The 24,619-nt window shown below is 68.6% G+C and carries 23 protein-coding genes; 16 read left to right on the top strand and 7 right to left on the bottom strand.

What is annotated here, in order from left to right:
* Positions 1–257: 257 nt before the first annotated feature.
* Together AC5592_RS11895 and AC5592_RS11890 are read right to left on the bottom strand one after the other, a co-directional pair.
* Positions 258–1,070 (bottom strand): class I SAM-dependent methyltransferase, encoded by an 813-nt coding sequence (locus AC5592_RS11895; protein ID WP_063064170.1) that lies wholly within the window; start codon positions 1,068–1,070, stop codon positions 258–260.
* A gap of 111 nt (positions 1,071–1,181) precedes the next feature.
* Positions 1,182–2,249 carry a ParA family protein gene (locus AC5592_RS11890; RefSeq protein WP_083870688.1) on the bottom strand — a complete coding sequence of 356 codons (1,068 nt, stop codon included), beginning with the start codon at positions 2,247–2,249 and terminating at the stop codon, positions 1,182–1,184.
* Positions 2,250–2,393: 144 nt separating this feature from the next.
* Here AC5592_RS11890 and AC5592_RS11885 point away from each other — a divergent pair, with 144 nt between their 5' ends.
* Positions 2,394–3,056, top strand: a complete 663-nt coding sequence (locus tag AC5592_RS11885) for a phosphate signaling complex PhoU family protein (protein ID WP_063064169.1) — start codon at positions 2,394–2,396, stop codon at positions 3,054–3,056.
* 61 nt (positions 3,057–3,117) lie between these two features.
* Here AC5592_RS11885 and AC5592_RS11880 read toward each other — a convergent pair whose 3' ends face one another.
* Positions 3,118–3,675 carry an RNA 2'-phosphotransferase gene (locus AC5592_RS11880; protein WP_036500051.1) on the bottom strand — a complete coding sequence of 186 codons (558 nt, stop codon included), beginning with the start codon at positions 3,673–3,675 and terminating at the stop codon, positions 3,118–3,120.
* Positions 3,676–3,999: 324 nt separating this feature from the next.
* On the opposite strand from AC5592_RS11880, the gene AC5592_RS11875 reads away from it, so the two are divergent.
* Positions 4,000–5,508: a leucyl aminopeptidase gene (locus tag AC5592_RS11875; protein ID WP_063064168.1), complete on the top strand. Its 1,509-nt coding sequence runs from the start codon at positions 4,000–4,002 to the stop codon at positions 5,506–5,508.
* A gap of 57 nt (positions 5,509–5,565) precedes the next feature.
* Here the strand turns inward: AC5592_RS11875 and AC5592_RS11870 are convergent, their stop codons facing one another.
* A complete protein-coding gene (locus AC5592_RS11870; RefSeq protein WP_063064167.1) occupies positions 5,566–5,916 on the bottom strand; it encodes a hypothetical protein in 351 nt (116 codons plus the stop codon).
* Between the two features lie 411 nt (positions 5,917–6,327).
* Between AC5592_RS11870 and sucB the strand changes: the two genes are divergently transcribed.
* The 7 genes from sucB to AC5592_RS11835 all read left to right on the top strand — a co-directional run bounded on the left by sucB (position 6,328) and on the right by AC5592_RS11835 (position 14,811).
* Entirely contained in the window at positions 6,328–8,127 is a 1,800-nt protein-coding gene (gene sucB, locus AC5592_RS11865; protein ID WP_063064166.1) for a 2-oxoglutarate dehydrogenase, E2 component, dihydrolipoamide succinyltransferase, read from the top strand.
* Positions 8,128–8,159: 32 nt separating this feature from the next.
* Complete coding sequence (locus AC5592_RS11860) at positions 8,160–9,050, top strand: TIGR01777 family oxidoreductase (RefSeq protein ID WP_036500022.1); 891 nt, start codon at positions 8,160–8,162, stop codon at positions 9,048–9,050.
* A gap of 104 nt (positions 9,051–9,154) precedes the next feature.
* The gene (locus AC5592_RS11855; protein ID WP_269750177.1) at positions 9,155–9,706 is read left to right on the top strand and encodes a GNAT family N-acetyltransferase; all 552 of its coding nucleotides are present in this window, start codon (positions 9,155–9,157) and stop codon (positions 9,704–9,706) included.
* A gap of 74 nt (positions 9,707–9,780) precedes the next feature.
* Positions 9,781–10,791, top strand: coding sequence for a lipoyl synthase (gene lipA / locus AC5592_RS11850; protein ID WP_036500035.1), 1,011 nt, complete (start codon positions 9,781–9,783; stop codon positions 10,789–10,791).
* Positions 10,792–10,968: 177 nt separating this feature from the next.
* Positions 10,969–13,170, top strand: a complete 2,202-nt coding sequence (locus AC5592_RS11845; protein WP_063064165.1) for an elongation factor G-like protein EF-G2 — start codon at positions 10,969–10,971, stop codon at positions 13,168–13,170.
* Between the two features lie 66 nt (positions 13,171–13,236).
* A complete protein-coding gene (locus AC5592_RS11840; RefSeq protein ID WP_036500017.1) occupies positions 13,237–13,980 on the top strand; it encodes a DUF4191 domain-containing protein in 744 nt (247 codons plus the stop codon).
* A gap of 195 nt (positions 13,981–14,175) precedes the next feature.
* Positions 14,176–14,811: an IclR family transcriptional regulator gene (locus tag AC5592_RS11835; protein WP_063064164.1), complete on the top strand. Its 636-nt coding sequence runs from the start codon at positions 14,176–14,178 to the stop codon at positions 14,809–14,811.
* Positions 14,812–14,887: 76 nt separating this feature from the next.
* Here the strand turns inward: AC5592_RS11835 and AC5592_RS11830 are convergent, their stop codons facing one another.
* Positions 14,888–15,748: an aldo/keto reductase gene (locus AC5592_RS11830; protein WP_084506553.1), complete on the bottom strand. Its 861-nt coding sequence runs from the start codon at positions 15,746–15,748 to the stop codon at positions 14,888–14,890.
* An 84-nt stretch (positions 15,749–15,832) separates the two neighbouring features.
* Here AC5592_RS11830 and AC5592_RS11825 point away from each other — a divergent pair, with 84 nt between their 5' ends.
* On the top strand, positions 15,833–16,429 hold the full coding sequence (locus tag AC5592_RS11825) for a TetR/AcrR family transcriptional regulator (protein ID WP_036500012.1): 597 nt from the start codon (positions 15,833–15,835) through the stop codon (positions 16,427–16,429).
* On the opposite strand, the gene AC5592_RS11820 is transcribed toward AC5592_RS11825, so the two are convergent.
* Positions 16,413–16,874: an RDD family protein gene (locus tag AC5592_RS11820; protein ID WP_063064163.1), complete on the bottom strand. Its 462-nt coding sequence runs from the start codon at positions 16,872–16,874 to the stop codon at positions 16,413–16,415. The genes AC5592_RS11825 and AC5592_RS11820 overlap by 17 nt on opposite strands.
* 462 nt (positions 16,875–17,336) lie before the next feature.
* Here AC5592_RS11820 and glnA point away from each other — a divergent pair, with 462 nt between their 5' ends.
* Entirely contained in the window at positions 17,337–18,773 is a 1,437-nt protein-coding gene (gene glnA, locus AC5592_RS11815; protein ID WP_036500008.1) for a type I glutamate--ammonia ligase, read from the top strand.
* A 73-nt stretch (positions 18,774–18,846) separates the two neighbouring features.
* Here glnA and AC5592_RS11810 read toward each other — a convergent pair whose 3' ends face one another.
* On the bottom strand, positions 18,847–19,014 hold the full coding sequence (locus tag AC5592_RS11810) for a hypothetical protein (protein ID WP_157121759.1): 168 nt from the start codon (positions 19,012–19,014) through the stop codon (positions 18,847–18,849).
* Positions 19,015–19,212: 198 nt separating this feature from the next.
* On the opposite strand from AC5592_RS11810, the gene AC5592_RS11805 reads away from it, so the two are divergent.
* The 5 genes from AC5592_RS11805 (at position 19,213) to AC5592_RS11785 (ending at position 24,616) form a co-directional block, all read left to right on the top strand.
* On the top strand, positions 19,213–20,124 hold the full coding sequence (locus AC5592_RS11805) for an oxygenase MpaB family protein (protein ID WP_051024479.1): 912 nt from the start codon (positions 19,213–19,215) through the stop codon (positions 20,122–20,124).
* A 116-nt stretch (positions 20,125–20,240) separates the two neighbouring features.
* Positions 20,241–21,887, top strand: a complete 1,647-nt coding sequence (locus tag AC5592_RS11800; RefSeq protein ID WP_232329311.1) for a CocE/NonD family hydrolase — start codon at positions 20,241–20,243, stop codon at positions 21,885–21,887.
* The gene (locus AC5592_RS11795) at positions 21,884–23,242 is read left to right on the top strand and encodes a M20/M25/M40 family metallo-hydrolase (RefSeq protein ID WP_063064160.1); all 1,359 of its coding nucleotides are present in this window, start codon (positions 21,884–21,886) and stop codon (positions 23,240–23,242) included. Before AC5592_RS11800 ends, AC5592_RS11795 begins: the two co-directional genes overlap by 4 nt.
* Before the next feature lie 37 nt (positions 23,243–23,279).
* On the top strand, positions 23,280–23,687 hold the full coding sequence (locus AC5592_RS11790; protein ID WP_036500003.1) for a DUF3224 domain-containing protein: 408 nt from the start codon (positions 23,280–23,282) through the stop codon (positions 23,685–23,687).
* Between the two features lie 92 nt (positions 23,688–23,779).
* Entirely contained in the window at positions 23,780–24,616 is an 837-nt protein-coding gene (locus AC5592_RS11785; protein ID WP_036500029.1) for an alpha/beta hydrolase, read from the top strand.
* Positions 24,617–24,619 lie beyond the last annotated feature (3 nt).

Below are 24,619 nucleotides of genomic sequence, written 5' to 3'. Positions count from 1 at the left end.
GACCGTCCGGGCCGGTCGGCGGCGGTGGGCAGCCGTTCTGAGCGGCCGACGGGTCGAGAGCCTGACGCTGTGCCGGAGCGAGCGGAGCCGCCGCCGCCTGGCCGGCCGTCAGGCCGAAGCCCGCGATCGCGGCGCAGGCGAGAAGTGCGGCCGTAGTGCGTGTCATGCCGAATCCTTGTCTCGAAAGATGTTGTCCGTCATGGGTTTGGACGCTCCCGAGTCGACGCGGTTCCACCGAACCGGAGATGTGAGTCAGCTCACAGCCGAGCGGTGGTGAGGACCATGGTGGCGTACGGCATCGTGAAGCTGCCACCCATCGCGTCGATCGCCTCGCCGACGCCCGCGAGCACCTGATCCACCACCTCGGCCGGAGCCCGCGTCAGCGTGCCCTGAGTGGGCATCTGATCCAGCCACTCGTCACGGGTGTAGCAGTGTTCCCAGTCGAAGCGCCACCGCTGCACGTCGCCGAATCCGCCGGCCTCGCGAATTCCGTTGGCGGAGTTGACGAGTATCGGCTCGTAGGGGTCCACCGCCCGGCCGGGACGGGCCGGCGGACGGAAGGGCGAATCCGGGAGCAGCCTGCGATAGACCTCGGCGAAGGCCTCGGCCACGGCGGGCGGCAGTTCGAAGACGTGCCAGAACAACACCAGCAGCCCGGACGGGCGCAACGCTTGTGCCGCCTTGCGCGCACCCTCGACCGGATCGATCCAATGCCACGCGGTACCGGACACCACCGCGTCGAAGACGCGCCCGGCCGGATCCCACTCCTCCAGCCGGGCCACCTCCACCTGCAGTCCGTCGCGACGCGCGAATTCGGCCATCCGCGCGTCGGGTTCGACACCCAGCACGGTGCAGCCCGCGGCACGGAACTGCCGCGCTTCGATGCCGGTGCCGCAGCCGGCGTTCAGGTAATTCGGGCCCGGGCTCGACGCGACGATGCGGTCGATCATCGTTTGCGGATAAGGCGGGCGGGTGCGGTCGTACCGGGCCGGATCGATGCCGAAGGATTCGCCGGTCGACCTGCGCTGGGCGGGCGTGATCGCCGGTGCGGAGGGTTCGGTGGAGGACATGCGGCAACGGTAGGTCGGGTTATGTCATTCGTCAACCTAAAGTTGACGATCCAGTAATCGTCAATACATGATTGACGGAGGCAGTCGTGTCGTTGCTCGTATCCGCAGTCCTCACCGTCCCCACGCGAGGGTTATCCGCGTCGTCGCGAGGAAATCCGCCGTCAGTTCACGCAATGCGAGGAACTGCCCGCCCGTCCCGTATTTCCTTCGCAGACTTCCGAAATCGGTGAACGCGGCCGCGGCGGCGATCTGATTGGAGTCGGGGATGCGGGTCGGGAACAACCGCGGCAGAGTGCGATTGGCCTGCAAGATCTCCAGGGTGGTGCGGTGGACCGCGGACGAACGGCGATACTTGGTGACCACGACGCCCAACTCCTCCAGCGGATCGCCCCAGCGTGCGGCGAGGTGGCGCAGATGCGCCTGCACCGGCGGAATTCCATAGGTGGACATGATGTCCGGTATGGTGGGGATCAGGTAACCGTCGGACAGCCGCAGGCCGTTCTGGGTGATCGGGCCGAGATTCGGCGGGCAGTCGACGAGGACGTAGTCGTAGTCCTCGAGTACGCCCGACAGCGCCCGGGCCAGCACCGTGGTGGGTTCGCCCTGCCGCAGCGCGGGCATCTCGTCCTGCAGCGCAATCAGTTTCGGCGAGGCGGGCAGCAGATCGACGGTGGTGACCGCATGCATGGGCGACACCTCGTGCTGGATCAGAGCGCGCACATCGGGAGCGGGGCGCCCGGCCAGAGCGGCGGCGAAGACCGCGGCCAGCGTGCCGTCACCGGAATCCAGTTCCATCGCCCGGTTTTCGCCGACCATCATCGCGGTGAGATTGGCCTGGGGATCCAGATCGATCAGCAGGACCCGTTTGTCGAATTCGGCGGACAGGATTTCGGCCAGCGCGGCCGTGGTGGTGGTCTTACCCACCCCGCCCTTCAAATTGAACGTCGCCACCACGTACGGGCGCGAGCGCCCCGGCGTGCGCTCGGCCTCCCAGATCCGTTGCGGCCGTTCCAACCGCAGCACACGGCCGGCCCGGGTGCGCCCCAGCCAGTCGAATCCGTCCTCGTCGGCCGCCGCGTTTGCCGGCTGCGCCGCACCGAGCGAACCCACCTCGACCGATCCCGTGCGCTGCCCGGATGTTGTCTCGCTTCGTAACTCCACCAGCCCGAGACCCTCCATTCACACAACCGTCGGCACGGTGCGCTACACCTTAATGATCGACACCCGCTGCGGCACTGCACGACACCGGCCCGCGAGGCGGATATTCGATGACTTTTCCTGCGATATTGCACGTTCGGCCCGGCGGGCGGCGAAGATACCAGAGTGCGAACGAAATTCTCCTCCGAACTCGCGGCGCTCTCCGACGAGCTCGTTCATATGGCTCGGTTGGCACACGAGGCGGCCGAACGCGCCGCGGTGGCGATCGAGAACGCCGATCTGACCGCTGCCTACGAGGTGTTCGCGCTGGAGGAGAGAATCCAGGCCGAGCACGCCAAATGCGAGGACCGTTCGGTGATCCTGCTCGCTCTCGAGGCGCCCGTCGCGCGGGATCTGCGCAATGTGGTGACCGCCATCCAGATCGCGGAGGATCTGTCCGGCATCGCGGGCGGGCTCAGCCGGGTGGCCGACGGCGTGGTGCGGAAATTCCCGGAACCCGTGGCGCCCGAAGACATCACGCATCAACTCTCGGCGATGGCCGCGGCACTGGTCGACCTCACCGCCGTGGCCATCGCGGTGATCTCGGCCCAGCAGGTGGAACCGGACACCACCCTGATTCCGCCGGATCCGGCGATCGAACAGCTCCAGCAGCAACTGCTGCGCGCGGTCGCCGACGACGGCTGGCAGCACGGCAATGCGATGGCGGTCGAAACAGCGCTGCTGGCACACCATTTCGAACGCTGCGCCGCGCACTGCGTGCGGATCGGGCGGCTGATCCGGTTCTTCCACACCGGCGTACCGCTGTCGGCGCAGACCGACGAGGAGTGAGCGGAACCTACACGCGGGCAGTCGCGCACCGGACTCGAAGCAGTCTGCAGCGGTGCCCAGCTCAGCCTGCGGAATCTCTGATCGCGAGATATATCGGCAGGACCGCATCGACCAACCAGACGCCGTTGCCGGTGCGGTAGAACGACTGTCCGTCGCGAAACATCCGCTCGGCCGCGACGTCGATGATCACCGGGAGACCGTGCCGAGCGCCCACCGCGCGTGCGGTTTCCACATCCGCCGACAGATGGACCGCATGCCGTCGCATCGGGCGCAGCCCCTCGGCCATGATCGCCTCGACCAGGTGCTCGGCCGTGCCGTGGAACAGGATCGACGGCGGTTCCATCGCGGTGTAACCGAGCTCGACGGGGATGGAATGCCCCTGCCGGGCGCGGATCGAGGTCCCGGTCTCGTCGAATTCGTAGCGCTGCTTGTTGTTCCGCGCGACCACCGCGTCCAGCGCGTCGCGGGTGAGCGTCGTTCCGGCCGCATTCGCCTGCCGCAGCAGCGCATCCACCGGCACCCAACCGGCCGCATCCGGTTCCAGGCCGATCCCCTGCGGATCGTGGCGCAACCACTTCGACAGGCGCTTCGACAAGCGCACAAGTTCTCGATCGTTCATAGTCATTCACCACCACGATGGCATGCCACGGGGTGAGGGCACCAGCGAATTCCCGCCGCAGAGCTCCCAGCCGTGTCCGATTGCGGTCTGCGCGAGCGAGCCTCCGGGTCGGACACTGCCTCCTCCGGCCAGGCCGTTCCCCTGCGTCGCTGACCGGTGTGCGCAGCGGCTTCCGTGGTCACATACGCTGCCACCTCCCGCCGCGTGGCCCCCAGCTATGCCCGATGACGGTGTACGCGGCGGCCTCCGTGGTCACGCAGGCTGCCGCCTCCGGCCGCGTCGCTCCCACCGGTGGCCCCGAATCCCACCCAGTAACCTGGGCGCATGACAGCTGTTGCAGATCGTTCACTCGGCCCGGAACTGGCACGTACCGAGAGCATCGGCCCCGATACCGATGTTCTCGTGGTGGGACTTCTGTCCACCGACGACGGGCCCGTGATCGCCGCGGCCGACGTATTCGACGCGGTGCTCGATGCCGGCACCCAGGAGCAGTTGCTGGCATCGCTGCTGGCCGTCGGCGCGAAGGGTAAGGCCGAGGAACTCACGCGGATCCCGGCGCCGGACGGGCTCGGCGCGACCAGCGTGCTGGCGGTCGGACTCGGCGGGCGTGACGCGCTGGACGCCGAGCAGATCCGCAAGTCCGCCGGTGTGGCCGCTCGCTCGCTCGCCGGCACCGCCACGGCCGTCACGACGCTGTCCGGACTGGATCTGGGCGCCGCCGCCGAGGGCTTCTACCTGGGCGCCTACACCTTCACCACGTTCAAGTCCGACAAGTCGGCGCCCAAGCCGGGCGAACAGCCGCTGCAGCGCGTCGAATTCCTCGTTCCCACAGCCGATTCCGGCGAGGACGAACTGTTCCGCGCCCAGGCCGTCGCCGAAGCGGTGGCGACCGCGCGCGATTTCGTCAACACTCCCCCGAACGCCCTGTTCCCGGCCGAATTCGCCGACCGCGCAGCCGAATTGGCGCGGGCGGCCGGACTCGACGTGGAAATCCTCGACGAGAAGCAGCTGGAGGCGGGCGGTTACGGCGGCATCGTCGGCGTCGGCAAGGGCTCCTCGCGCCCGCCGCGACTGATCCGCATCACCTATTCCGGCGGCGATACGAAGGTCGCGCTGATCGGCAAGGGCATCACCTTCGACACCGGCGGCATCTCCATCAAGCCGGCGGCCAATATGGAGAATATGACCTCCGATATGGGCGGCGCCGCGGCGGTCATCGCGACCACCCTGGTGGCGGCGCGACTCGGACTGCCGATCACGGTCACCGCGACGGTGCCGATGGCCGAGAACATGCCCTCGGCAACCGCCCAGCGTCCCGGTGATGTGCTCACCCAGTACGGCGGCACCACGATCGAGGTCATCAACACCGACGCCGAGGGCCGGCTGATCCTGGCCGACGCGATCGTGCGCGCGGGCGAGGACAACCCGGACTACCTGATCGACGTCGCGACACTGACCGGCGCGCAGATGGTCGCCCTCGGCACCCGCACCCCGGGCGTGATGGGCACCGAGGAATTCCGCGACCGGGTGGCGCGGCTGTCGCAGGAGGTCGGCGAGAACGGCTGGCCGATGCCGCTGCCCGCCGAATTGCGCGCCGACCTGAACTCGAAGGTCGCCGATATGGCCAACGTATCCCCGCACCGCTGGGGCGGCATGCTGGTCGCCGGGACCTATCTCAAGGAATTCGTGCCCGAGGGTGTGCAGTGGGCGCATCTGGATGTGGCGGGCCCGGCCTACAACACCGGCGGACCGTTCGGCTACATCGGCAAGGGCGGCACCGGTGTTCCCGTGCGCACGCTGGTCGCGGTGCTGACCGATATCGCGGGAGAGTAGGCGGCACAACAGCATTCGGGATCCCGGTCGGCGGCGCTCATAGTGGCCGACCGGGACCTACTCCGCGGGCAGATCCCGGAGATCGGCCTCCAGTGCGCGCTTGCGCTCGATGCGTTTGCGGGCGTCGTAGTCGCGCATGCGCTGTGGGTAGCCGGTGCGGCCGACGTCGTAGACGGGAACCCCGAGGCGGCTCGACAATTGGCGCGCGCCGCGCTCGCCCACGACCCGGCGCGTCCATTCCCCATCGGCGGCGATAAGAATCGCTGTGACATCGGTCACTGTCGTCTTGGGTTCGATATACGCCTCGACACCCACATGGGTGCGCACCCAGTCGGCCAGATAACGAATATCGGAGGCGTCGGCGCCTCTGCCCGCGCGGCCGCCGCGGAAACGATCGAGCAACCCCACGGCCGCCTACCTCCTGGTCGAATGTCGGGTGCGTGCGCTCCCGATCTATCGATAGTGCCAGCTGTCGGGCATTTCGGGCGCACGCCCAGCTCCCTGGAGGACACCGTGTCCGAACCCCGCGGCTACCCGCGGGGTGTCGAACCAGACACGCCGAGCCGGACGATCGACATCGGACCAGCTCTCCGCAGCGGCGCGGATGCTGTGATGTCGCCACGGGCCCGCCGACCGCCCGCCCTGTGGTACGTATCGCAACGGCGAGTGCAAGGATGGAGAACCGGAACAAGAACCGCACGGATCTCCGGTGCCACAGGAATGTTCGGTGGCAGTCGGGTACTCGCCGCGACCCGCGGCGCGCCCCGCCGAGAGACGAACTGTTGTGAACCCGTCGAGCAGTTAGAGGAGTCAACGGACATGGCCTTCTCCGTCCAGATGCCAGCTCTTGGTGAGAGCGTCACCGAGGGCACTGTGACCAGGTGGCTGAAGCAGGAAGGAGACACGGTCGAGGTCGACGAGCCCCTGCTCGAAGTGTCCACCGACAAGGTCGACACCGAAATCCCGTCCCCCGCAGCGGGTGTGCTCACCAAGATCGTGGCCCAGGAAGACGACGTCATCGAGGTCGGCGGCGAACTGGGCGTGATCGGCGACGCCGGCGAGGCGTCCGCGTCCGCCCCGGCACAGGAGGCACCGGCCCAGCAGGCACCGGCCGAATCCGCGCCCGCGCAGGAAGCGCCCGCCCAGCAGGCCCCCGCGCAGGAGGCTCCCGCGCAGCAGCCCGCGCCCGCCGCGCAGTCCGGCGGTGCCGCCGACGGCACTCCGGTGAAGATGCCGGAACTGGGTGAATCCGTCACCGAGGGCACCGTCACCCGCTGGCTCAAGCAGGTCGGTGACCAGGTCGAGGTCGACGAGCCGCTGCTCGAGGTCTCCACCGACAAGGTCGACACCGAAATCCCGTCGCCGGTGGCCGGCACGCTGCTGGAGATCAGCGCGAACGAGGACGACGTGGTGTCGGTCGGCGGTCAGCTCGGCGTGATCGGCAGCGGCTCGCCCGCCGCCTCGCAGTCCGCGCCCGCTCCGGCTCCGGCGCCCGCGCAGCAGCAGGCCCCCGCCCAGGAAGCGCCCGCGCAGCAAGCCCCCGCCCAGCAGGCTCCGCAGCAGCAGGCTCCTCAGCAGGCGCCGGCCAAGCAGGAAGCGCCCGCGCAGCAGGTCCCGGCCCAGCAAGCCCCGGCGCAGCCCGCACCCGCCGCCACATCCGGCAACGGCGATTCCCCCTACGTCACCCCGCTGGTCCGCAAGCTGGCCCAGGAGAACAACGTCGATCTGTCGACGCTGAAGGGTTCCGGCGTCGGCGGCCGCATCCGCAAGCAGGACGTACTGGCGGCGGCGGAGGCCAACAAGGCCCCGGCCGCTCCGCAGCCCGCCGCCGCTCCGGCCGCTGCCGCTGCCCCCGCCGCGCCGTCGGCTCCCGCCGGCGCCCGTCCACAGCTGCAGGCACTGCGCGGCACGGTCCAGAAGGCCAACCGCATCCGGCAGATCACCGCCACCAAGACCCGCGAATCGCTGCAGACCACCGCGCAGCTGACCCAGACCCACGAGGTCGACGTCACCAAGATCGCGGCGCTGCGAGCCAAGGCCAAGAGCGCATTCGCCGACCGCGAGGGCGTCAACCTGACGTTCCTGCCGTTCTTCGCGAAGGCCGCCGTGGAGGCGCTGGGCGTGCACCCCAACGTCAACGCCTCCTACAACGAGGACACCAAGGAGATCACCTACCACTCCTCGGTGCACCTGGGCATCGCGGTCGACACCGAGCAGGGTCTGCTGTCGCCGATCATCCACAACGCCAGCGACCTGTCGCTGGCCGGACTGGCCCGCGCCATCGCCGATATCGCCAACCGCGCCCGCACCGGCGGCCTCAAGCCGGACGAGCTGGCCGGTGGCACGTTCACGATCACCAACATCGGCAGCCAGGGCGCCCTGTTCGACACCCCGATCCTGGTTCCGCCGCAGGCGGCGATGCTGGGCACGGGTGCGATCGTCAAGCGCCCGATCGTGATCTCCGACAACGGCAGCGAGTTCATCGGCATCCGCTCGATGTGCTACCTGCCGCTGACATACGATCACCGCCTCATCGACGGCGCCGACGCCGGCCGCTTCCTGACCACCATCAGGCACCGGCTGGAGGAGGCTGCGTTCGAGGCCGATCTCGGTCTGTAAAACGCTGCGCGACACGACGATTCGGTGACGACATGAAAGTTGTGATCGCCGGTTCGTCCGGACTCGTCGGGACGGCGCTGGTCGCCGCGCTGCGCCGGGACGGGCACGAGGTGGCCCGCCTGGTGCGCCGTCCCGCCGCGGCCGAGGACGAGTTCAGCTGGGATCCGGTGCGGGCGCAGGTGCCCGCACCGGCCCTGCGCGCGGCTGATGCCGTGGTCAACCTGTGCGGCGCCGGACTCGGCGCGCGGCGCTGGAACGGCAGTTACAAACAGCAATTGCGCGACAGCCGCATCGGCCCGACCGATGTGCTGGCCACCGCGGTCGCCGCCGCCGGCGTGCCGACGCTGGTGAACGCCAGCGGCGTCCATTTCTACGGCGGCGACACCGGCGACCGGGTCATCACCGAATCCGATTCCGCCGGAACGGGTTTCCTGGCGACGCTGTGCCGGGACTGGGAGGCCGCCACCCAGCCCGCGGTCGACGCCGGGGTGCGGGTGGTGCAGGTGCGCAGTGCGGTGGTGCTGTCGCGCCACGGCGGCATGCTGGCCCTGTTGCGGCCGCTGTATTCGATCGGCCTGGGCGGGCGCCTGGGCAGTGGTCGCCAGTATCAGCCGTGGATCTCACTCGATGACGAGGTCGCCGGCATCTCGTTCGTCCTGACGAATTCGTCGGTGCGCGGACCGGTCAACCTGGTCGGCCCGGCGCCGGTGACCAATGCCGAATTCAACCGCGCGCTGGCGCGGGCGCTGCGTCGTCCGGCGCCGTTCATCGTGCCCGCCGTGGCCTTGCACGCCGCGGTCGGCGAACTGGCCCAGGAGGCGATCCTGCGCGGCCCGCGCGCGATTCCCACCGTGCTCGAGGACGCGGGCTACACCTTCCGCCACGAAACCATCGGGCAGGCGCTGGCGTCGGTGATCGACTGAGAACGGCCGAGCGGTGGGTGAAACCGCTCACACCTGCACGGACACCGCTCGCGTTCGAGCCCGATCGGCTCGCCGCCGCCGCTGGTTGCGGATAGTTTGAGGCGGTGACCGACATCCCATCGGGTGGACCGCGCATTCGCGATGCCGAGGAACGCGACATCCCCACCATCCTCGCCATCCACAACGACGCCGTGGCCGAGACGACCGCCATCTGGGACACCCAGCCGGTCGACCTCGACGATCGCCTGCAGTGGTGGCGTGACCGGGTGGCCGCCGGATATCCGGTGCTCGTCGCCATCATCGACGGTCAGGTGGCGGGATATGCCAGCTACTCGCAGTGGCGGCCCAAATCCGGCTATCGGTACTGCGTGGAGAATTCGGTGTACGTCTCGGAGCGGTTCCAGCGCCGTGGCGCGGCGACCGCGCTGCTGACGGCCCTGCTGGGGCGGGCCGAGGAGTCCGGGCGGGTGCACACCGTGATCGCGGCCATCGAAACCTCCAACAAGACCTCGATTCTGCTGCACGAGAAGTTCGGCTTCCGGATCGTCGGCCAGCTGCCCGAGGTGGGTCACAAGTTCGGCGGCTGGATGGATCTGACCTTGATGCAGCGCACGCTGCCGGGCCCGATTTCGGCGGGCGTAGAGTCGTTCGAGTGACCTCCGTCGATACCCCGACATCGAACAGCGGCCCGGCACACACCGCCGCGCCGGCCACGTCGTCCTCCGATTCCCTGGTACGGGAATCAGGCGGTCGCAAATTGCTTCGCATCGAGGCCCGCAACGCGCAGACCCCGATCGAACGCAAGCCGAAGTGGATCCGCACCCGCGCCACCATGGGCCCCGAGTACTCCGAGCTCAAGGGCCTGGTCAAACGCGAAGGGCTGCACACGGTCTGCGAGGAAGCGGGCTGTCCCAACATCTTCGAATGCTGGGAGGATCGCGAGGCCACCTTCCTCATCGGCGGTGAACAGTGCACCCGCCGCTGCGATTTCTGCCAGATCGACACCGGTAAGCCCGCCGCGCTCGACCGCGACGAACCGCGCCGGGTGGCCGAGAGCGTGCAGGCGATGGGCCTGCGTTACTCGACGATCACCGGTGTCGCGCGCGACGACCTCGAAGACGGCGGCGCCTGGCTGTACGCCGAAACGGTGCGCGCCATCAAGCAACTCAACCCGCACACCGGCGTGGAGTTGCTGATCCCCGATTTCAACGCCGAACCCGATCAGCTGGCCGAGGTGTTCTCGTCGCGGCCGGAGGTGCTGGCGCACAACGTCGAGACCGTGCCGCGCATCTTCAAGCGGATCCGCCCGGCGTTCCGCTACGAGCGATCGCTGGCGGTGCTGACCGCGGCCCGCGAGGCCGGCCTGGTCACCAAGTCGAATCTGATCCTCGGCATGGGCGAGACCCCCGAAGAGGTCACCCAGGCGATGCGTGACCTGCACGAGGCCGGTTGCGACATCCTCACCATCACCCAGTACCTGCGGCCCTCGCCGCGCCACCATCCGGTGGACCGCTGGGTGAAGCCGGAGGAATTCGTCGAACATTCCCGCGTCGCAACCGAACTCGGCTTCGCCGGCGTGATGGCGGGGCCGCTGGTGCGCTCCTCCTACCGCGCCGGCCGGTTGTACGCGCAGGCGATGGCGCATCACGGGCGGGAGATCGCACCGGAGATGGCGCATCTGGCCCAGGAGGGCTCGGCGAGCCAGGAGGCGAGCTCCGTCCTCGCCCGATTCGGCAGCTGAACCGACTCCAGCCACCTCGTAGCGACCGGCCGAATTCTGCTTCGGCCGGTCGTTCGTCGCGTACGGGGTGCGGATTCACCACGGATGGGGTGCGGATCCCCGGAACAGGTGACACAGCCGCGCGCCGGTGGGAAGCTCGAAGCAACCGCACGTGTCGACTCCGGGAAGTGAAGAGACATGGCCGAGAAAGCGAGCACCGCCGCCCGTAACAGTTCCGCCGGCAGAGTCATCGAGGCGTCCCGGCCGGACGGTATCCGCAATGTGGTCCTGGTCGGGCACACCGGCTCCGGCAAGACCACGGTGGTGGAGGCACTGGCCATGGAGGCCGGGGCGCTCACCCGAGCCGGCCGCGTGGAGGACGGCACCTGTGTGTCGGATTACGACGATATCGAGCAGCGGCAACACCGCTCGGTCCAGTTGTCGGTGGTGCCGGTCGCCTGGAACGGCATCAAGGTCAATCTGATCGATACGCCAGGATATGCCGATTTCGTCGGCGAACTACGGGCCGGTCTGCGAGCTGCGGATGCGGCCCTTTTCGTGGTCTCCGCGGCCGCGGGCGCCGACAGTGTGGACGGGCAGACGCTGGCGCTGTGGGAGGAGTGCGCGAGCGTCGGGATGCCGCGGGCACTGGTGATCACCCATCTGGACGCGGCCCGCGCCGATTTCGATCTGATGGCCCAGACCTGCGCGGATCTGCTCGGCGACGGCGATTCCGACGCGATCGTGCCGCTGCAACTGCCGGTGTACGGCCCGAAGGGCCCCGACGGGCACCGTCCGGTCACCGGTGTGATCGACCTGCTCACCGAGCAGGTCTTCGATTGTTCCAGCGGGGCGCACACCCGCACCGACGCCACCGCCGAACAGACCGCGCAGATCGAGATCGCGCGCAACCGGCTCATCGAGGGCATCATCGCCGAGAGCGAAGACGAAACCCTGATGGACCGCTACCTCGAGGGCGAACGGATCGACCTCGCCACCTTGATCGCGGATCTGGAACGCGCGGTGGCGCACGACCGCTTCCACCCCATTCTCATCGCGGCGCCGCCGCCCGAGGGCACCCGCGAGGGTCTGGGCATGGTCGAGATCCTGGAGCTGATCACCCGCGGCTTTCCCACGCCCGCCGAACACTTGGTCGCGGCGCGCTGCCCGAGCAACGGGGCGGCGCCGCAGGCACTGTCCTGCGATCCTGGTGCGCCGCTGGCCGCCGAGGTGATCCGTACCGCCTCCGATCCGTATGTGGGCCGGGTGTCGCTGGTGCGAGTGTTCTCGGGCACCCTGCACGCCGACGACACCGTGCACATCTGCGGGCACAACGACGGCAACGGGCACGATGTCGACGAACGGGTCGGCGCGGTGACGGCGCCGTTCGGTAAACAACAGTTCCCGATCGGCCAGGCCATCGCCGGCGATATCGCCTACGTCACCAAACTGGGGCACGCCGAGACCGGAGATACCGTGTCGGCCAAGGATTCCCCGCTGCTGATCGAGCCCTGGCCGCTGCCCGAACCGTTGCTGCCGGTGGCGGTGCGCGCCCACGGCAAGGCCGACGAGGACAAACTGTCGCAGGGCCTGTCCCGGCTGGTCGCCGAGGATCCGACGGTGCGCCTGGAGCAGAATCCGCGCACCCATCAGCTGGTGCTGTGGTGCCTGGGCGAGGCCCATCGCGATGTCGCGCTGGAACGGCTGCGGTCCCGGTTCGGCGTGCAGGTCGATGTCGACGAGTATCGGGTGGCATTGCGAGAAACGTTCGGCGGCAAGGCTTCCGGGCACGGGCGGCACGTGAAGCAGTCCGGCGGCCACGGCCAGTACGCGATCTGCGATATCGAGGTGGAACCGCTGCCGGAGAGCTCCGGGATCGAATTCGTCGACAAGGTGGTCGGCGGCGCGGTGCCACGCCAGTTCATCGGCTCGGTGGAGAAGGGCGTGCGCGCACAGGCCGAGCGCGGGGTCGCCGCCGGATATCCGCTGGTCGATGTGCGGGTGACCCTGCTCGACGGTAAGGCGCATTCGGTCGACTCCTCCGATGCGGCGTTCCAGACCGCGGGGGCGCTGGCGCTGCGGGAGGCAGCCGCGGCCGCCCGGATCGATCTGCTCGAACCGATCGCCGAGGTGCGGGTGACCGTCGCCGACGATTTCGTCGGCAGCATCCTCGGCGATCTGGCGGGCCGGCGCGGCCGCGTGCTGGGCACCGAACCGGCCACCGCCGGACGCACCGTCATCCGCGCCGAGGTGCCGGAACTGGAATTGAGCCGCTACGCCATCGACCTGCGCTCACTCTCGCGCGGCGCCGCCCAGTTCGACCGCAGCTATGTGCGGCACGAACCGATGCCGAGCCAGATCGCCGCAGACCTGCGCAGTCGCAGCGAAGCCACCGTCTGAGGTGAGCGTCGCACCTGTTCCCGGCCCGTGCGGGGTATGTCCCGCCCGACCACTATCCTGAGAGGTATGGCAGCAGGTAAGGGCGGCACACCGTCGAAGGAAGCGAAGGCCGCGGCGAAGGCGGCGCGCAGGCAGGCGTCGAAGGAGCGGCGTCAGCAGCTCTGGCAGACGTTCCAGATGGTGCGCAAAGAGGACAAACTGCTGCTGCCGCTGATGATCGGCGCGCTGGTCGGCATCACCGTGGTGCTGTTCCTCATCGGCTTCCTTTTCGATATGCAGTGGTTCCTGCTGCCGGTCGGCATTCTGCTGGGCGCGCTGGTCGCCTTCATCATCTTCGGACGCCGGGTGCAGAAAAACGTCTACGCCAAGGCCGAGGGGCAAGCGGGTGCGGCCTGGTGGGTGCTGGACAACCTGCAGGGTAAGTGGCGCGCCACCCAGGCCGTCGCCGCCACCACCCAGCTCGACGCCGTCCACCGCGTGATCGGCCTGCCCGGTGTGATCCTGGTGGCCGAGGGTTCGCCGCAGCGGGTGAAGTCGCTGCTGGCGCAGGAGAAGAAGAAGACCGCCCGCCTGGTCGGTGACACCCCGATCTACGACATCGTGATCGGCAACGAGGAGGGGCAGGTTCCGCTGAAGGGCCTGCAGCGTCACCTCACCAAACTCCCCCGCAATATCGACGCCAAGCGGATGGACCTCATCGAGGGCCGCCTCACCGCCCTGGCCACCCGCGGCGGACCGGCCCTGCCGAAGGGCCCGCTGCCGGCCGGCGCCAAGATGCGCGGTGTGCAGCGCACCATCCGCCGCCGCTGACCTACGCCCGGCAGCACCGCCGCACGCGGAGGCTGCCGCACAGCTGAAGTACCGAATCGCCGCCACACCCACCGCACGGGTGTGGCGGCGATACTGTGTCGGCTGCCCCGCATCGGCGCGCCCGTCTCGGCTACGTCGAGCGGTAGGCCGCCGAGCGTCAGCTGATCGAGGTACCGCCCACGTAGGATTTCCGCCATGCCGGCTCCCGACACCTCGCAGACTCTGAGCCGCGGACTCGACGTGCTGAAGTTGCTCGCCAGCAGCCCCCATGCCCGTACCCCCGCGCAACTGGCGCAGGAGCTCGGACTGTCCCGCACGATCATCTACCGCCTGGTCGGCACGCTGGTCGAACATGGGCTGGTGCGCCGCGCCGAGGACGGCACGGTCAGCGTCTCCGCGGGCGCGCTCGTGCTGACCCAGCACGTACTCGGATCGGTGCGCGAGGCCACCCGCGAGATCCTCGAGGATCTGGCCCGCGAGGTGGAGGCCACGGCGCATTTCTGCGTCGCCGACGGGGACGACGTGCTCGCCGTCGCGGTCGTCGAACCGCCGTTCACCACTTTCCATATCGCCTATCGGGTCGGCGCCCGCACCACGCGCGGACAGGGCGCCCTCGGTGAGGCGATCGAGGCGTCCCGGCGCGACGAGCGCGGGATCTTCGAGAGCGAGGGAAAACTGGTGCCCGGCGCGCACGGCGTGGTCGCCTCACTGCCCGGACTGCCCGGTCCTCCCGCCGCCGTCGGCGTGGTCACCCTGATCGGGCAGGAGACTCCGGCGATGGCCGACGCGGTGCGCCGGGCCGCCCAGCGGTTGTACGCCGCACTGGGCTGAACGCTCCGCGTAACCTCCGAGCCGACGATCGGACATCACCACATCGTCGGACGGGCGGATGTTCCGAGCTTGGCCCTCAGACCCGGCTGTCGAGCGCGGCGAGCATCGCGGCATCCAGCTCGACTTCTCGCGCCGCCATATTCTGCTCGAGATGGTCGAGGCTGCGGGTCCCCGGGATCAGCAGGATGTGCGGATCGCGGGCCAGCAGCCATGCCAGACCCACCTGACTCGGCGTCGCCCCGAGGCGGCCGGCGATATCGCGCACCACGTCGTCGCCGACGACCTTGGGCCGGTCCGGAAATCCCGATCCGAGCGGGAAGTACGGCACGAAAGCGATTCCCCGCGAACAACATTCGGCCAACAGCGGCTCTTCGTCACGCTCCAGCAGGTTGTAGAGATTCTGCACGCACGCGATACCCGCGGGAGCGGCGTGCCGGAGCTGGTCGACGGTGACATTGCTCAGCCCGATCGCCCCGATCTTGCCCTCGTCCCGCAACGAGACCAGTTCGGCCAGCTGGTCGTCGAGGTCCACGATCTGATCACCGGTCGCCACGATTCCGGGCGGAGCGTCGACCCGGCGCAGGTTGACCACCGCCAGCTGCTCCGCGTCCAGCGCCCGCAGGTCCGCTTCCACCGCGGCCCGGAGTTGCCCGGGCTGCTGCGCGGGCACGAGCCCGCCGCTCGTGTGCACGGCGCCGACCTTGTCGACCAGCAGCAGATCGTCCGGGTACGGATGCAGCGCCTCGCGCAGCAGGGCGTTCACCGCACCGTTGCCGTAGAAGCCGGCCGTATCGATATGGCCGACGCCGAGCTCCACCGCCCGCCGCAGCACCGCGACCCCGTCCGCGCCGGATTCCAGCTGCATCGCGCCGTAGCCGATCCGGCCGACCGCACGTCCCGCCAGTGCGCCGTCGCGCGGTTGCGTCATGACCGTCATTCGGGTCTCCCTTGTTACCCTGGACATAAACGGAGGATCCTCCGCTTACTTCCAGGGTAGTACAGAAACGGAGGACCCTCCACTTTGTCCGGACAGCCGCGTGGACGCCGCGACGCCCAGCGCAATCGCCAATTACTCCTCGACGCCGCGCTCACCGCGTTCACCGGCGAAGAGGGCACCGTCAGCCTGGAATCGATCGCGAAATCCGCCGGGGTGGGCATCGGCACGCTGTATCGGCACTTCCCGTCACGGGAAGCGCTCATCGAAGCCGTCTACCGCAGCGAACTGGAACAGCTGTGTGATCAGGCCGCGAACCTGCTCGGCCATCACACCCCGGAGGTCGCACTGCGGATCTGGCTCGGCCGCTACGCCGACTTCGTGGCGACCAAGCGCGGCATGGCCGAGGCATTGCGCGAGGTGATCGCGTCCGGGGCGGTGACCTCGGCACAGACGCGCGAAAGACTCAGTGCCGCAATCGGTTCCGTCCTCGATGCGGGAGTCGCGGCCGGCACGCTGCGCGACGACGTCCGGCCCGAGGATGTGACGGCGGCGATGGCGGGCGCGACGCTGGCGGGTATCGACCGCGAGCAGATCGATCGCCTCCTCGACCTTCTGCTCGACGGCCTGCGCCCGGACACCGCTCGGCCGGGCGCGAGGGCGACCGTTATCGAGCGCGGATGAGCGCCGTCCCGGTCGCCCGGTCGTGCATACCGCGTCGATCCCCGTCGGTGAACAACGCGGGCACCACGAAGGTCAGCAACACCTGCCGCGCCACCGAGCGCACGAAGCCGACCGGCGCCGACGCGTCGATCCGCACGGTGCGCATGCCCAGGAAGTACTGCCCGGGCGTGAACCCGAACAGCATGACCGTCACCACGCCGATCACGAACCAGATCAGATAGGTGACGGTGTTGAGCGAGCCGGCGCCGCGCACGATCAGCGCGGCGATACCCATGGCGATGAAGTAGTCGACGAACAGCGCGAGGATGCGGCGCGACATGGGCGCCAGCGACCCCACCCCCTCCTGCGGCAGGCCGAGCAGCTTGCCGGGATAGTCGTCGGGCTGCGGCTCGCCGGGGTGGGCCGCATTCGGGCCGGACAGCCAGGAACCGGTAATTCGCGCCATGCTCCCAGCGTAGGCGTAACGGCGGTGAGGATTACGTCACACCCGGACCGCGCACGCACCCGCGCGTGACACCGCCGATCGGGCGCCGCCGCCCGCGCGCGGCATCGCTCCCTCGGCTTCGCGGGCCCGCGGTGGCGGCAGCACGATGCCCCGCCGGGGTGATCCACCCAAAGCGGTTGCGGGCGGGAAACTCTCAGGATCGCGCACATCGATCGGCGACGATGCGCGGTCCTCGAATCGAGCGCCGGATGCCGTGGTGGCAGGATAACGGTGCTGGTCCGGCACCGCATCGTGAACGAACCGTCGCGTGGTGTTGCCCGGGGAGGCCGCCGACCCGTCCAGCAGCACGTGTAACACTGGCGAAACACAGCCTTGATTGCGGGGAAACACCGCATCCATACCGTTCAGCGCTGAAACCCAGCAATCGGCACAGGCTGGGAACCGATCCGTAAGGAGTACTAAGTGGCGTTCAGCACGGCCGACGAGGTCATCAAGTACATCAAGGAGGAGGACGTCGAGTACGTCGACGTACGCTTCTCGGACCTTCCTGGCGTTCAGCAGCACTTCTCCATCCCGGCGAAGTCGTTCACTTCCGACCTGGCCGAAGAGGGCCTGGCGTTCGACGGCTCCTCGGTGCGCGGTTTCCAGTCGATCGACGAGTCGGACATGCTGCTGCTGCCCGACTTCTCCACCGCCCGGATCGACCCGTTCCGTGCCGCGAAGACGCTGAACCTGAACTTCTTCGTGCACGACCCGTTCACCCGTGAGGCCTACTCCCGCGACCCGCGCAACATCGCGCGCAAGGCGGAGGAGTACCTGCGTTCGACCGGTATCGCCGACACCGCGTTCTTCGGTGCCGAGGCCGAGTTCTACATCTTCGACGGTGTGCGCTACGGATCGGGCATGAACGGCTCGTTCTACGAGATCGAGTCCGTCTCGGGTTCGTGGAACACCGGCAAGGAGTTCAACCCCGACGGTTCCCGCAACCTGGGCTACAAGGTTCGCAACAAGGGTGGCTACTTCCCCGTCGCGCCCTACGACCACTACGTGGACCTGCGCGACAAGATCTCGACCAACCTGCAGAACGCGGGCTTCGAGCTCGAGCGCGGCCACCACGAGGTCGGCACCGCCGGTCAGGCCGAGATCAACTACAAGTTCGGCACCCTGCTCTCGGCAGCCGACGACCTGCAGCTGTTCAAGTACATCGTGAAGAACACCGCGTGGCAGGAAGGCAAGTCGGTCACCTTCATGCCGAAGCCGCTGTTCGGTGACAACGGCTCGGGTATGCACGTGCACCAGTCGCTGTGGAAGGACGGCAAGCCGCTGTTCCACGACGAGGCCGGCTACGGTGGCCTGTCCGACCTGGCCCGTCACTACATCGGCGGCATCCTGCACCACGCGCCGTCGCTGCTGGCGTTCACCAACCCGACCGTGAACTCCTACCACCGGCTGGTGCCGGGCTACGAGGCCCCGATCAACCTGGTGTACTCGCAGCGCAACCGCTCCGCCGCGGTCCGCATCCCGGTCACCGGCAACAACCCGAAGGCCAAGCGCATCGAGTTCCGCGCGCCGGACTCCTCGGGTAACCCGTACCTGGCCTTCGCCGCCATGATGATGGCCGGCCTGGACGGCATCAAGAAGAAGATCGAGCCCAAGGCCCCGGTCGACAAGGACCTCTACGAGCTCCCGCCGGAGGAGGCCAAGAACATCCCGCAGGCCCCCACCTCGCTGGCCTCGGTCATCGACCGCCTCGAGCAGGACCACGAGTACCTCACCGAGGGCAACGTCTTCACCGACGACCTCATCGAGACCTGGATCCAGCTCAAGCGTGACAACGAGATCGCGCCGGTGAACCTGCGTCCGCACCCCTACGAGTTCGAGCTTTACTACGACGTGTAAGTCGTTACAGCACAGTCGAATTCACGAAGCCCCAGCCGAATCCGGCTGGGGCTTCGGTGCGTTCCGGGGCTGGCTACAGATGCGGGTGGCTACCCAGAGATGCGCTGTAGACGGCCGGATGAGCTTGGGCGGCAGCGAGATTGCGGCGTTCCTCGGCGGTCAGGGTATGGCGGGCCAGCGCCCGGCGGGCGTAGGTACGCAAGGTCCCCAAAAACGAGGGGTAGGCGTGAGTGTGGATCATGGCTGGATCCCTCCTCCCTGAACTTTCGGTGTGGCGAGGACCCTCATTCTTCCATCAGTTCACCGAGATTTCAGGTTGTGTTCACTTCTGGTTGCCTCGGCGAGTCGGCGGAGGGCATGCGGTTGCCAAGATCGAAAGAGGGTGAGATGATTCATATGTAATCCTCTCATCATGTCGAGTGGTCAAAGGAGATCACGGATGACCGCCTCCGTCGCCCGCGCCGAGCGCACCGAACACGAACTCGGCCCCCGGAAGCCGATCGAGCCCGGAACCCGCATGTGGGACCAGGTCGGACTGATCACCTTCTCCCTCACCGCCGGGTCGGCGTTCCTGCTGCAGACCATGGAACCGACGATTTCCGCGGTCGTCGACGAGCACTCCACCTTCCGCACCGATCCGATGGGCCGCGCGATGCGCAGTCTCGCGGCGGTGATGACCTGGACCTACGGTGGTGACGAGGCCGTCGCCGAGGCCGATCGCCTACGGCATATGCACGCCTCGCTCAACACCGTCGACGCCCAGGGCAAACGCCATTCCGCGCTCGCCTCCGGCCCGTGGGCCTGGGTGCTGCACACCGGCACCTACGCCTTCAACGAGGGTTCGAAGTACTTCAGCCGCACCCCGCTCACGTACGCCGAGAAGGAGCAGTACTACCAGGAGGTGCTGCAACTGCTGCGCATGTTCTCGGTGGCGCCCAAGGAGATTCCGCCGACCTACGCCGAGTTCGAGGTCTTCTTCGCCGACACCGTGGAGAACCACTTGGTCGCCACCGACACCGCGCGCGACTACCTGAAGACGATCCGCCACGTGGCCCCGCCCAAGTCGCTGCCCACACCGCTGGTGCCGCTGTGGAAGCTGGCCGCCTCCCCGATCGGCCGCATGCAGTACTTCTGCACGGTCGGCACCACGCCCGAACCGGCGCGCCGCAAACTCGGACTGACCTGGACCGCGCAGGACGAGCGCAACCTGCGCATCCTGGGCTGGGTGCTGGCGCGGCTGGTTCCGCTGCTCCCGGAACGGATCCGCTACTTCCCCATCGCCTACGAGGCGCGCAAACTCGAGCGCGACCGCGCCCGGCTACGCAAGGTGCTCGATCTGCGGCCGATGTGATCGAGGGGCCGGGTGACCGGCCGGTTTCCCGACCCCGGTTCTGAGGTCTGGACGGGTGGCGGTGCAGACTCGATAGTCCTATGGTGCTCGAGAATTCATCGCCACGCGCCCGGCGCGTGCTCACGCGTGTGCTGTGCGGGCTGGTCCTCCTGTTCGCCGCGGCCGCGCCGGTCACCGCGACCGCCGCACCGGCCCCGGCGTATCAGTGGCGCCAGGAGTTCCTGACCACCCCCGACGGCGTGCGGTTGCACGCGGATATCCTGCGGCCCGCGGGCATGGCCGACGACGTACGCACCCCGGTCGTCATGACGGTGAGCCCCTACCGCAATCACCTTGCGTTTCTCACCGAGGTCTACCCTGAGGGCGGGCCGTCGCTGCGCGATCTGTATCCGGAACTGTTTCTCGACGCCGGCTACACCTATGTGATCGTGGATCTGCGCGGATTCGGCGGGTCCAGCGGCTGCCCCGACTTCGGCGGTCCCGGCGAGCAGAGCGATGTTCGTACCGCCGTGGAATGGGCTGCGGCACAACCGTGGTCGACCGGCCGAGTGGGTCTGACCGGCACCTCCTACGAGGCGTGGACCGGCATCATGGGCCTGGCCACCAACCCGAAGGGGCTGGCCGCGGTGGCCGCGTTCGAACCCGATGTCGATCCCTACAGCTATCTGTACATGCAGGGCATCGCGTGGAAGTTCTCCGGAAAACCGGTGACCGAGGACGGAATTCGCCCCGGCGATATGGCGGGATTCGAACATCTGCTGATCTCCTCCACCCCCGCGCATCCCTCCGATTCCCCGGAGTACAAGGCCAACGCCGCGCGGTTGCCGGTCGAATGCGCACAGCCGTATCTGGCGGGTATCACCAACCACGACGGCGGCACGCAGTTCTGGCGCGACCGCGATCTCACCGATCGCGTGCGCGGCAGCAGGATTCCGCTGTTCCTGGGCCAGGGCTTCCTCGACTACAACACTCGCGCCTATCGGGTCTTCGACGTCTGGAAGAACCACGATCTGCCCGAGGACAAGGGCTGGTTCGGTCAGTGGGGTCACCAGAACTGCCACGAGGGCTGCGGCACACCGCAATTCGACAGTGAGCTGCTGGCCTTCTTCGACAAGTACGTGGCCCGGCGCGACGTCACCGTCCCGGGCCCGCGGGTGACGGTCGGCAGCTTCGACGGCCGCTGGCGCAGCGAAAAGGCATGGCCGCCCGCCGATTCCGCACGGGTGGCGATGCCGGTCCGCCCCGGCGAGTACACCGATCGCGGCCTGCTCCCCGGGCCGGATCGCGAGTACTGGTCGCTGTCGCAGCCATTGCCCGCCGATCAGCATCTGTCCGGAATCCCCACCGCCAGTCTGGCATTGAGCGGCCCGCCGAACGCCACGGTCGCCGCGGAACTATACGATGTGGCGCCCGACGGCTTCGGTACCGTGATCACCCGCGGCATCGCCCAGGTCGCCGACACCGCGACCATCCGGCTGCTGGCCCAGGACTGGACCGTGCCGGCCGGACACCGGATCGGCGTGCGGATCACCGATGTGGTCGACGCCGTGTGGGCGCACCCCCCGGCGAATGCGCGGGTGAGCGTGCGTTCCGGCACTGTCGAGCTGCCGTTGCTCACCGGCATTCGGAATTTCGATCTGACCGGCGGCAGCAGTGAGGCGCTGGGTAAATGGCGCGCCCGCCGGGTGACCACGATCGCGCCGGAGATCCTGCGCGATTCCGGTGTGACCGTGGACTTCCCGCAACGACGAGGAGATCGATGACAGCGACCGGTACGACCGCGACCACCGTCGACGACGCGACCGCGCAGCGGCTCGCGGCCGCCCTGCGCTGCGTCACCGTCTCGCGCGACGACGCCGATGCCGACGAGGTCGAATTCGACCGGCTCGCACACCTTCTCGACACCGAATTCCCCCTGGTGCACACACATCTGGAACTCGAGCGATTCGGCCACAGCCGGTTGTATCGCTGGCCGGGCACCGAACCCGGGACGGCGGCCGTGCTGCTCGCCCACCAGGATGTGGTGCCGGTCGACGACGAGCAACGCTGGACCCATCCGCCGTTCGCCGGTGTAGTCGACGACGAATTCATCTGGGGCCGTGGCGCGATCGACGACAAGAGCCGGGTGCTGGCCATCCTGGAGGCGGCCGAATCGCTGCTCGCCGAGGGCCGCCGTCCCCGCCGCACCGTCTATTTCGCCTTCGGCCACGACGAGGAGATCTTCGGCCGCGCCGGCGCCACCCGGATGGCGGCCCGGCTGCGCGAGCTCGAGGTGCGCGCCGACCTGCTGCTCGACGAGGGCGGGGTGATCACCCAGGGCGTCGCCGACGGCGCCACCGCACCCGTCGCCTCCATCATGGTCGGCGAAAAAGGCTGGGCCACCGTACAACTGCGCACCACCGACACCGGCGGCCATTCCTCGATGCCCGGCCGCGAAACCGCCGTGGGCCGGATCGCGCGGGCGGTCGCGCGCATTCAGGACCATCCGATGCCGCTGCGCATGACGCCGGTGATCGCCGACATGCTGGCCCGGATGCGGCCCGCCATGGCCGAACCACGCCGGTCCGCCCTGCGGCTCGCACCGATCGCGGGCCGGCTGATCACCCGCATGATGGCGGCGCGGCCGCAGACCGAGGCCCTGGTCCGCACCACCACCGCACCGACCGTGATCCGCGGCGGGGTGAAGGCGAACGTACTGCCGCAGCGCGCCGAGGCGCTGGTCAATTTCCGTATCCTGCCCGGTGATTCGGTGTCCGATGTGCTCGACCACTGCCGCCGCGTGGTCGCCGACCCGCGCGTCGTGATCGAGGTGCTCGGCACGGCCTCCGAACCCTCGCGGATCACCGGCCCCGGACCGGCCTTCGACGTGATCGCCGACATCACCCGTGCCGTGGTGCCCGACGCGGTGGTCACCACGGGCATCGTGCCCGGCGCCACCGACTCCCGCCACTACGACGGGCTGGCGACCACCCGATGCAACTTCGCGCCGATCGTGGTCGACGCGGCGGATCTGGAGCGCATCCACGGCACCGACGAACGGCTCTCCCGGGCCAACTACGCGCGGCTGATCGAATTCAACCGCCGCGTCCTCGCGCACTACACCAGCGCCGGCGGCTGATGCCGGGAATGTCGGTGTTCGCCGCTACGCTCAGCGGGTGCGAGCTACAGCAACGTTCACCGTCAAATCCTTCGTCGCCACGGACGTCCTTCCCGATCCGGACATCCCCACCGCGACGCCGGTCGGAATCGCCCGGCTGGAAAAGCATTTCGAGGGTGAGGCGGTCGGACGCTCGGCCACGTTGTTCACCGCCGCGTTCGACCAGCTGTCGGGCCGGGGCACCTATGTGGCGATGGAGTCGTTCGAAGGTTCGCTCAACGGTTTGGCCGGCACGTTCAACTTCGCCCATTCGGCGACTACCGCGGGCGCGGACCGCAGTGCTGAATTCTTCACCATCGTGCCCAGCAGCGGCACCGGGGAGCTGAGCGAGATCACCGGGACCGGCGGACTGGCGGTCGACGCCGACGGCACCCACCGGATCTGGTTCGACTACGACCTGGGCTGACCGCCGATCACGGCACGACGGGCCGATGCGCGACGCCGCGGCCCGCCGTGCGCGACAATGGCGGCGCAGCGACGGCGCAGACGGAGGCAGCGATGACAACAGGCGATACCGGCGAATTCGACGCCCGCGGCGGACAGGTCTTCTGGCGGGCCTGGCTGCCCGACCGGGCGCGCGCCGTCGTGGTGCTGGTGCACGGCGTCGCCGAACATTCCGGGCGCTACGACCATGTGGGAAAACGATTGGCCGACAGCGGTTTCGCGGTCTACGCCTTCGACCACATCGGGCACGGCCGCTCCGGCGGCGGGCGGTCGAATATCGAATCGCTCGACGCGGCCGCCGACAATGTGAACACCATGCTCGATATCGCGAGCGCGAAGCATCCGGGCCTGCCCCGGTTCGTCCTCGCCCACAGCATGGGCAGCCTGATCACGCTGTATCTGGCGACACGGGCGCCGCTGGACGTCGCGGGGATCGCCGTATCGGCGCCGCCGGTGGTGATCGCGGCCGGTAACCCGGTGCAGCGGCTGCTCGCCCCGGCCCTGAGCCGCTGGGCACCGAATCTGGGTGTGCTGCAACTGGATTCGGCGCAGATCAGCCGCGATCCGGAAGTGGTGCGCGCCTACGATCAGGATCCGCTGGTCTACCGCGGCAAACTGCCGGCTCGCACGGCGACCGAAATTCTGCGCGGCGCGGACTTCGTGCTGGGCCACCTCGACGCGCTGCGGGTGCCGACGCTGGTGCTGCACGGCGGCGACGATGCCCTGGCCGCCCCGGTGGGCGCCGATCGGATCGAGGCCGGAGCTACCGCGACCGATCTCACGGTGCTGCGTTATCCGGGCCTCTACCACGAGATATTCAACGAACCCGAGCGTGAGAAGGTGCTCGGCGACCTGGTGCGCTGGTTGGAGGAGCACACCGGCGCGCAGTAACAT

The sequence above is a fragment of the Nocardia violaceofusca NBRC 14427 genome (assembly GCF_963869435.1).
GTDB classification, from domain to species: domain Bacteria; phylum Actinomycetota; class Actinomycetes; order Mycobacteriales; family Mycobacteriaceae; genus Nocardia; species Nocardia aobensis.
The sequence above is the reverse complement of the archived record's forward strand: the minus strand, read 5'-3'. Positions and strand labels throughout refer to the sequence as shown.

Excerpts from the sequence above, each read along its gene's own strand:
- AC5592_RS11895 (WP_063064170.1), bottom strand. The coding sequence starts at position 1,070 with ATGTCCTCCACCGAACCCTCCGCACCGGCGATCACGCCCGCCCAGCGC.
- AC5592_RS11890 (WP_083870688.1), bottom strand. The coding sequence starts at position 2,249 with ATGGAGGGTCTCGGGCTGGTGGAGTTACGAAGCGAGACAACATCCGGG.
- AC5592_RS11880 (WP_036500051.1), bottom strand. The coding sequence starts at position 3,675 with ATGAACGATCGAGAACTTGTGCGCTTGTCGAAGCGCCTGTCGAAGTGG.
- AC5592_RS11875 (WP_063064168.1), top strand. The coding sequence starts at position 4,000 with ATGACAGCTGTTGCAGATCGTTCACTCGGCCCGGAACTGGCACGTACC.
- sucB (WP_063064166.1), top strand. The coding sequence starts at position 6,328 with ATGGCCTTCTCCGTCCAGATGCCAGCTCTTGGTGAGAGCGTCACCGAG.
- AC5592_RS11860 (WP_036500022.1), top strand. The coding sequence starts at position 8,160 with ATGAAAGTTGTGATCGCCGGTTCGTCCGGACTCGTCGGGACGGCGCTG.
- AC5592_RS11845 (WP_063064165.1), top strand. The coding sequence starts at position 10,969 with ATGGCCGAGAAAGCGAGCACCGCCGCCCGTAACAGTTCCGCCGGCAGA.
- AC5592_RS11840 (WP_036500017.1), top strand. The coding sequence starts at position 13,237 with ATGGCAGCAGGTAAGGGCGGCACACCGTCGAAGGAAGCGAAGGCCGCG.
- AC5592_RS11835 (WP_063064164.1), top strand. The coding sequence starts at position 14,176 with ATGCCGGCTCCCGACACCTCGCAGACTCTGAGCCGCGGACTCGACGTG.
- AC5592_RS11830 (WP_084506553.1), bottom strand. The coding sequence starts at position 15,748 with ATGACGGTCATGACGCAACCGCGCGACGGCGCACTGGCGGGACGTGCG.
- AC5592_RS11820 (WP_063064163.1), bottom strand. The coding sequence starts at position 16,874 with ATGGCGCGAATTACCGGTTCCTGGCTGTCCGGCCCGAATGCGGCCCAC.
- AC5592_RS11810 (WP_157121759.1), bottom strand. The coding sequence starts at position 19,014 with ATGATCCACACTCACGCCTACCCCTCGTTTTTGGGGACCTTGCGTACC.
- AC5592_RS11805 (WP_051024479.1), top strand. The coding sequence starts at position 19,213 with ATGACCGCCTCCGTCGCCCGCGCCGAGCGCACCGAACACGAACTCGGC.
- AC5592_RS11795 (WP_063064160.1), top strand. The coding sequence starts at position 21,884 with ATGACAGCGACCGGTACGACCGCGACCACCGTCGACGACGCGACCGCG.
- AC5592_RS11785 (WP_036500029.1), top strand. The coding sequence starts at position 23,780 with ATGACAACAGGCGATACCGGCGAATTCGACGCCCGCGGCGGACAGGTC.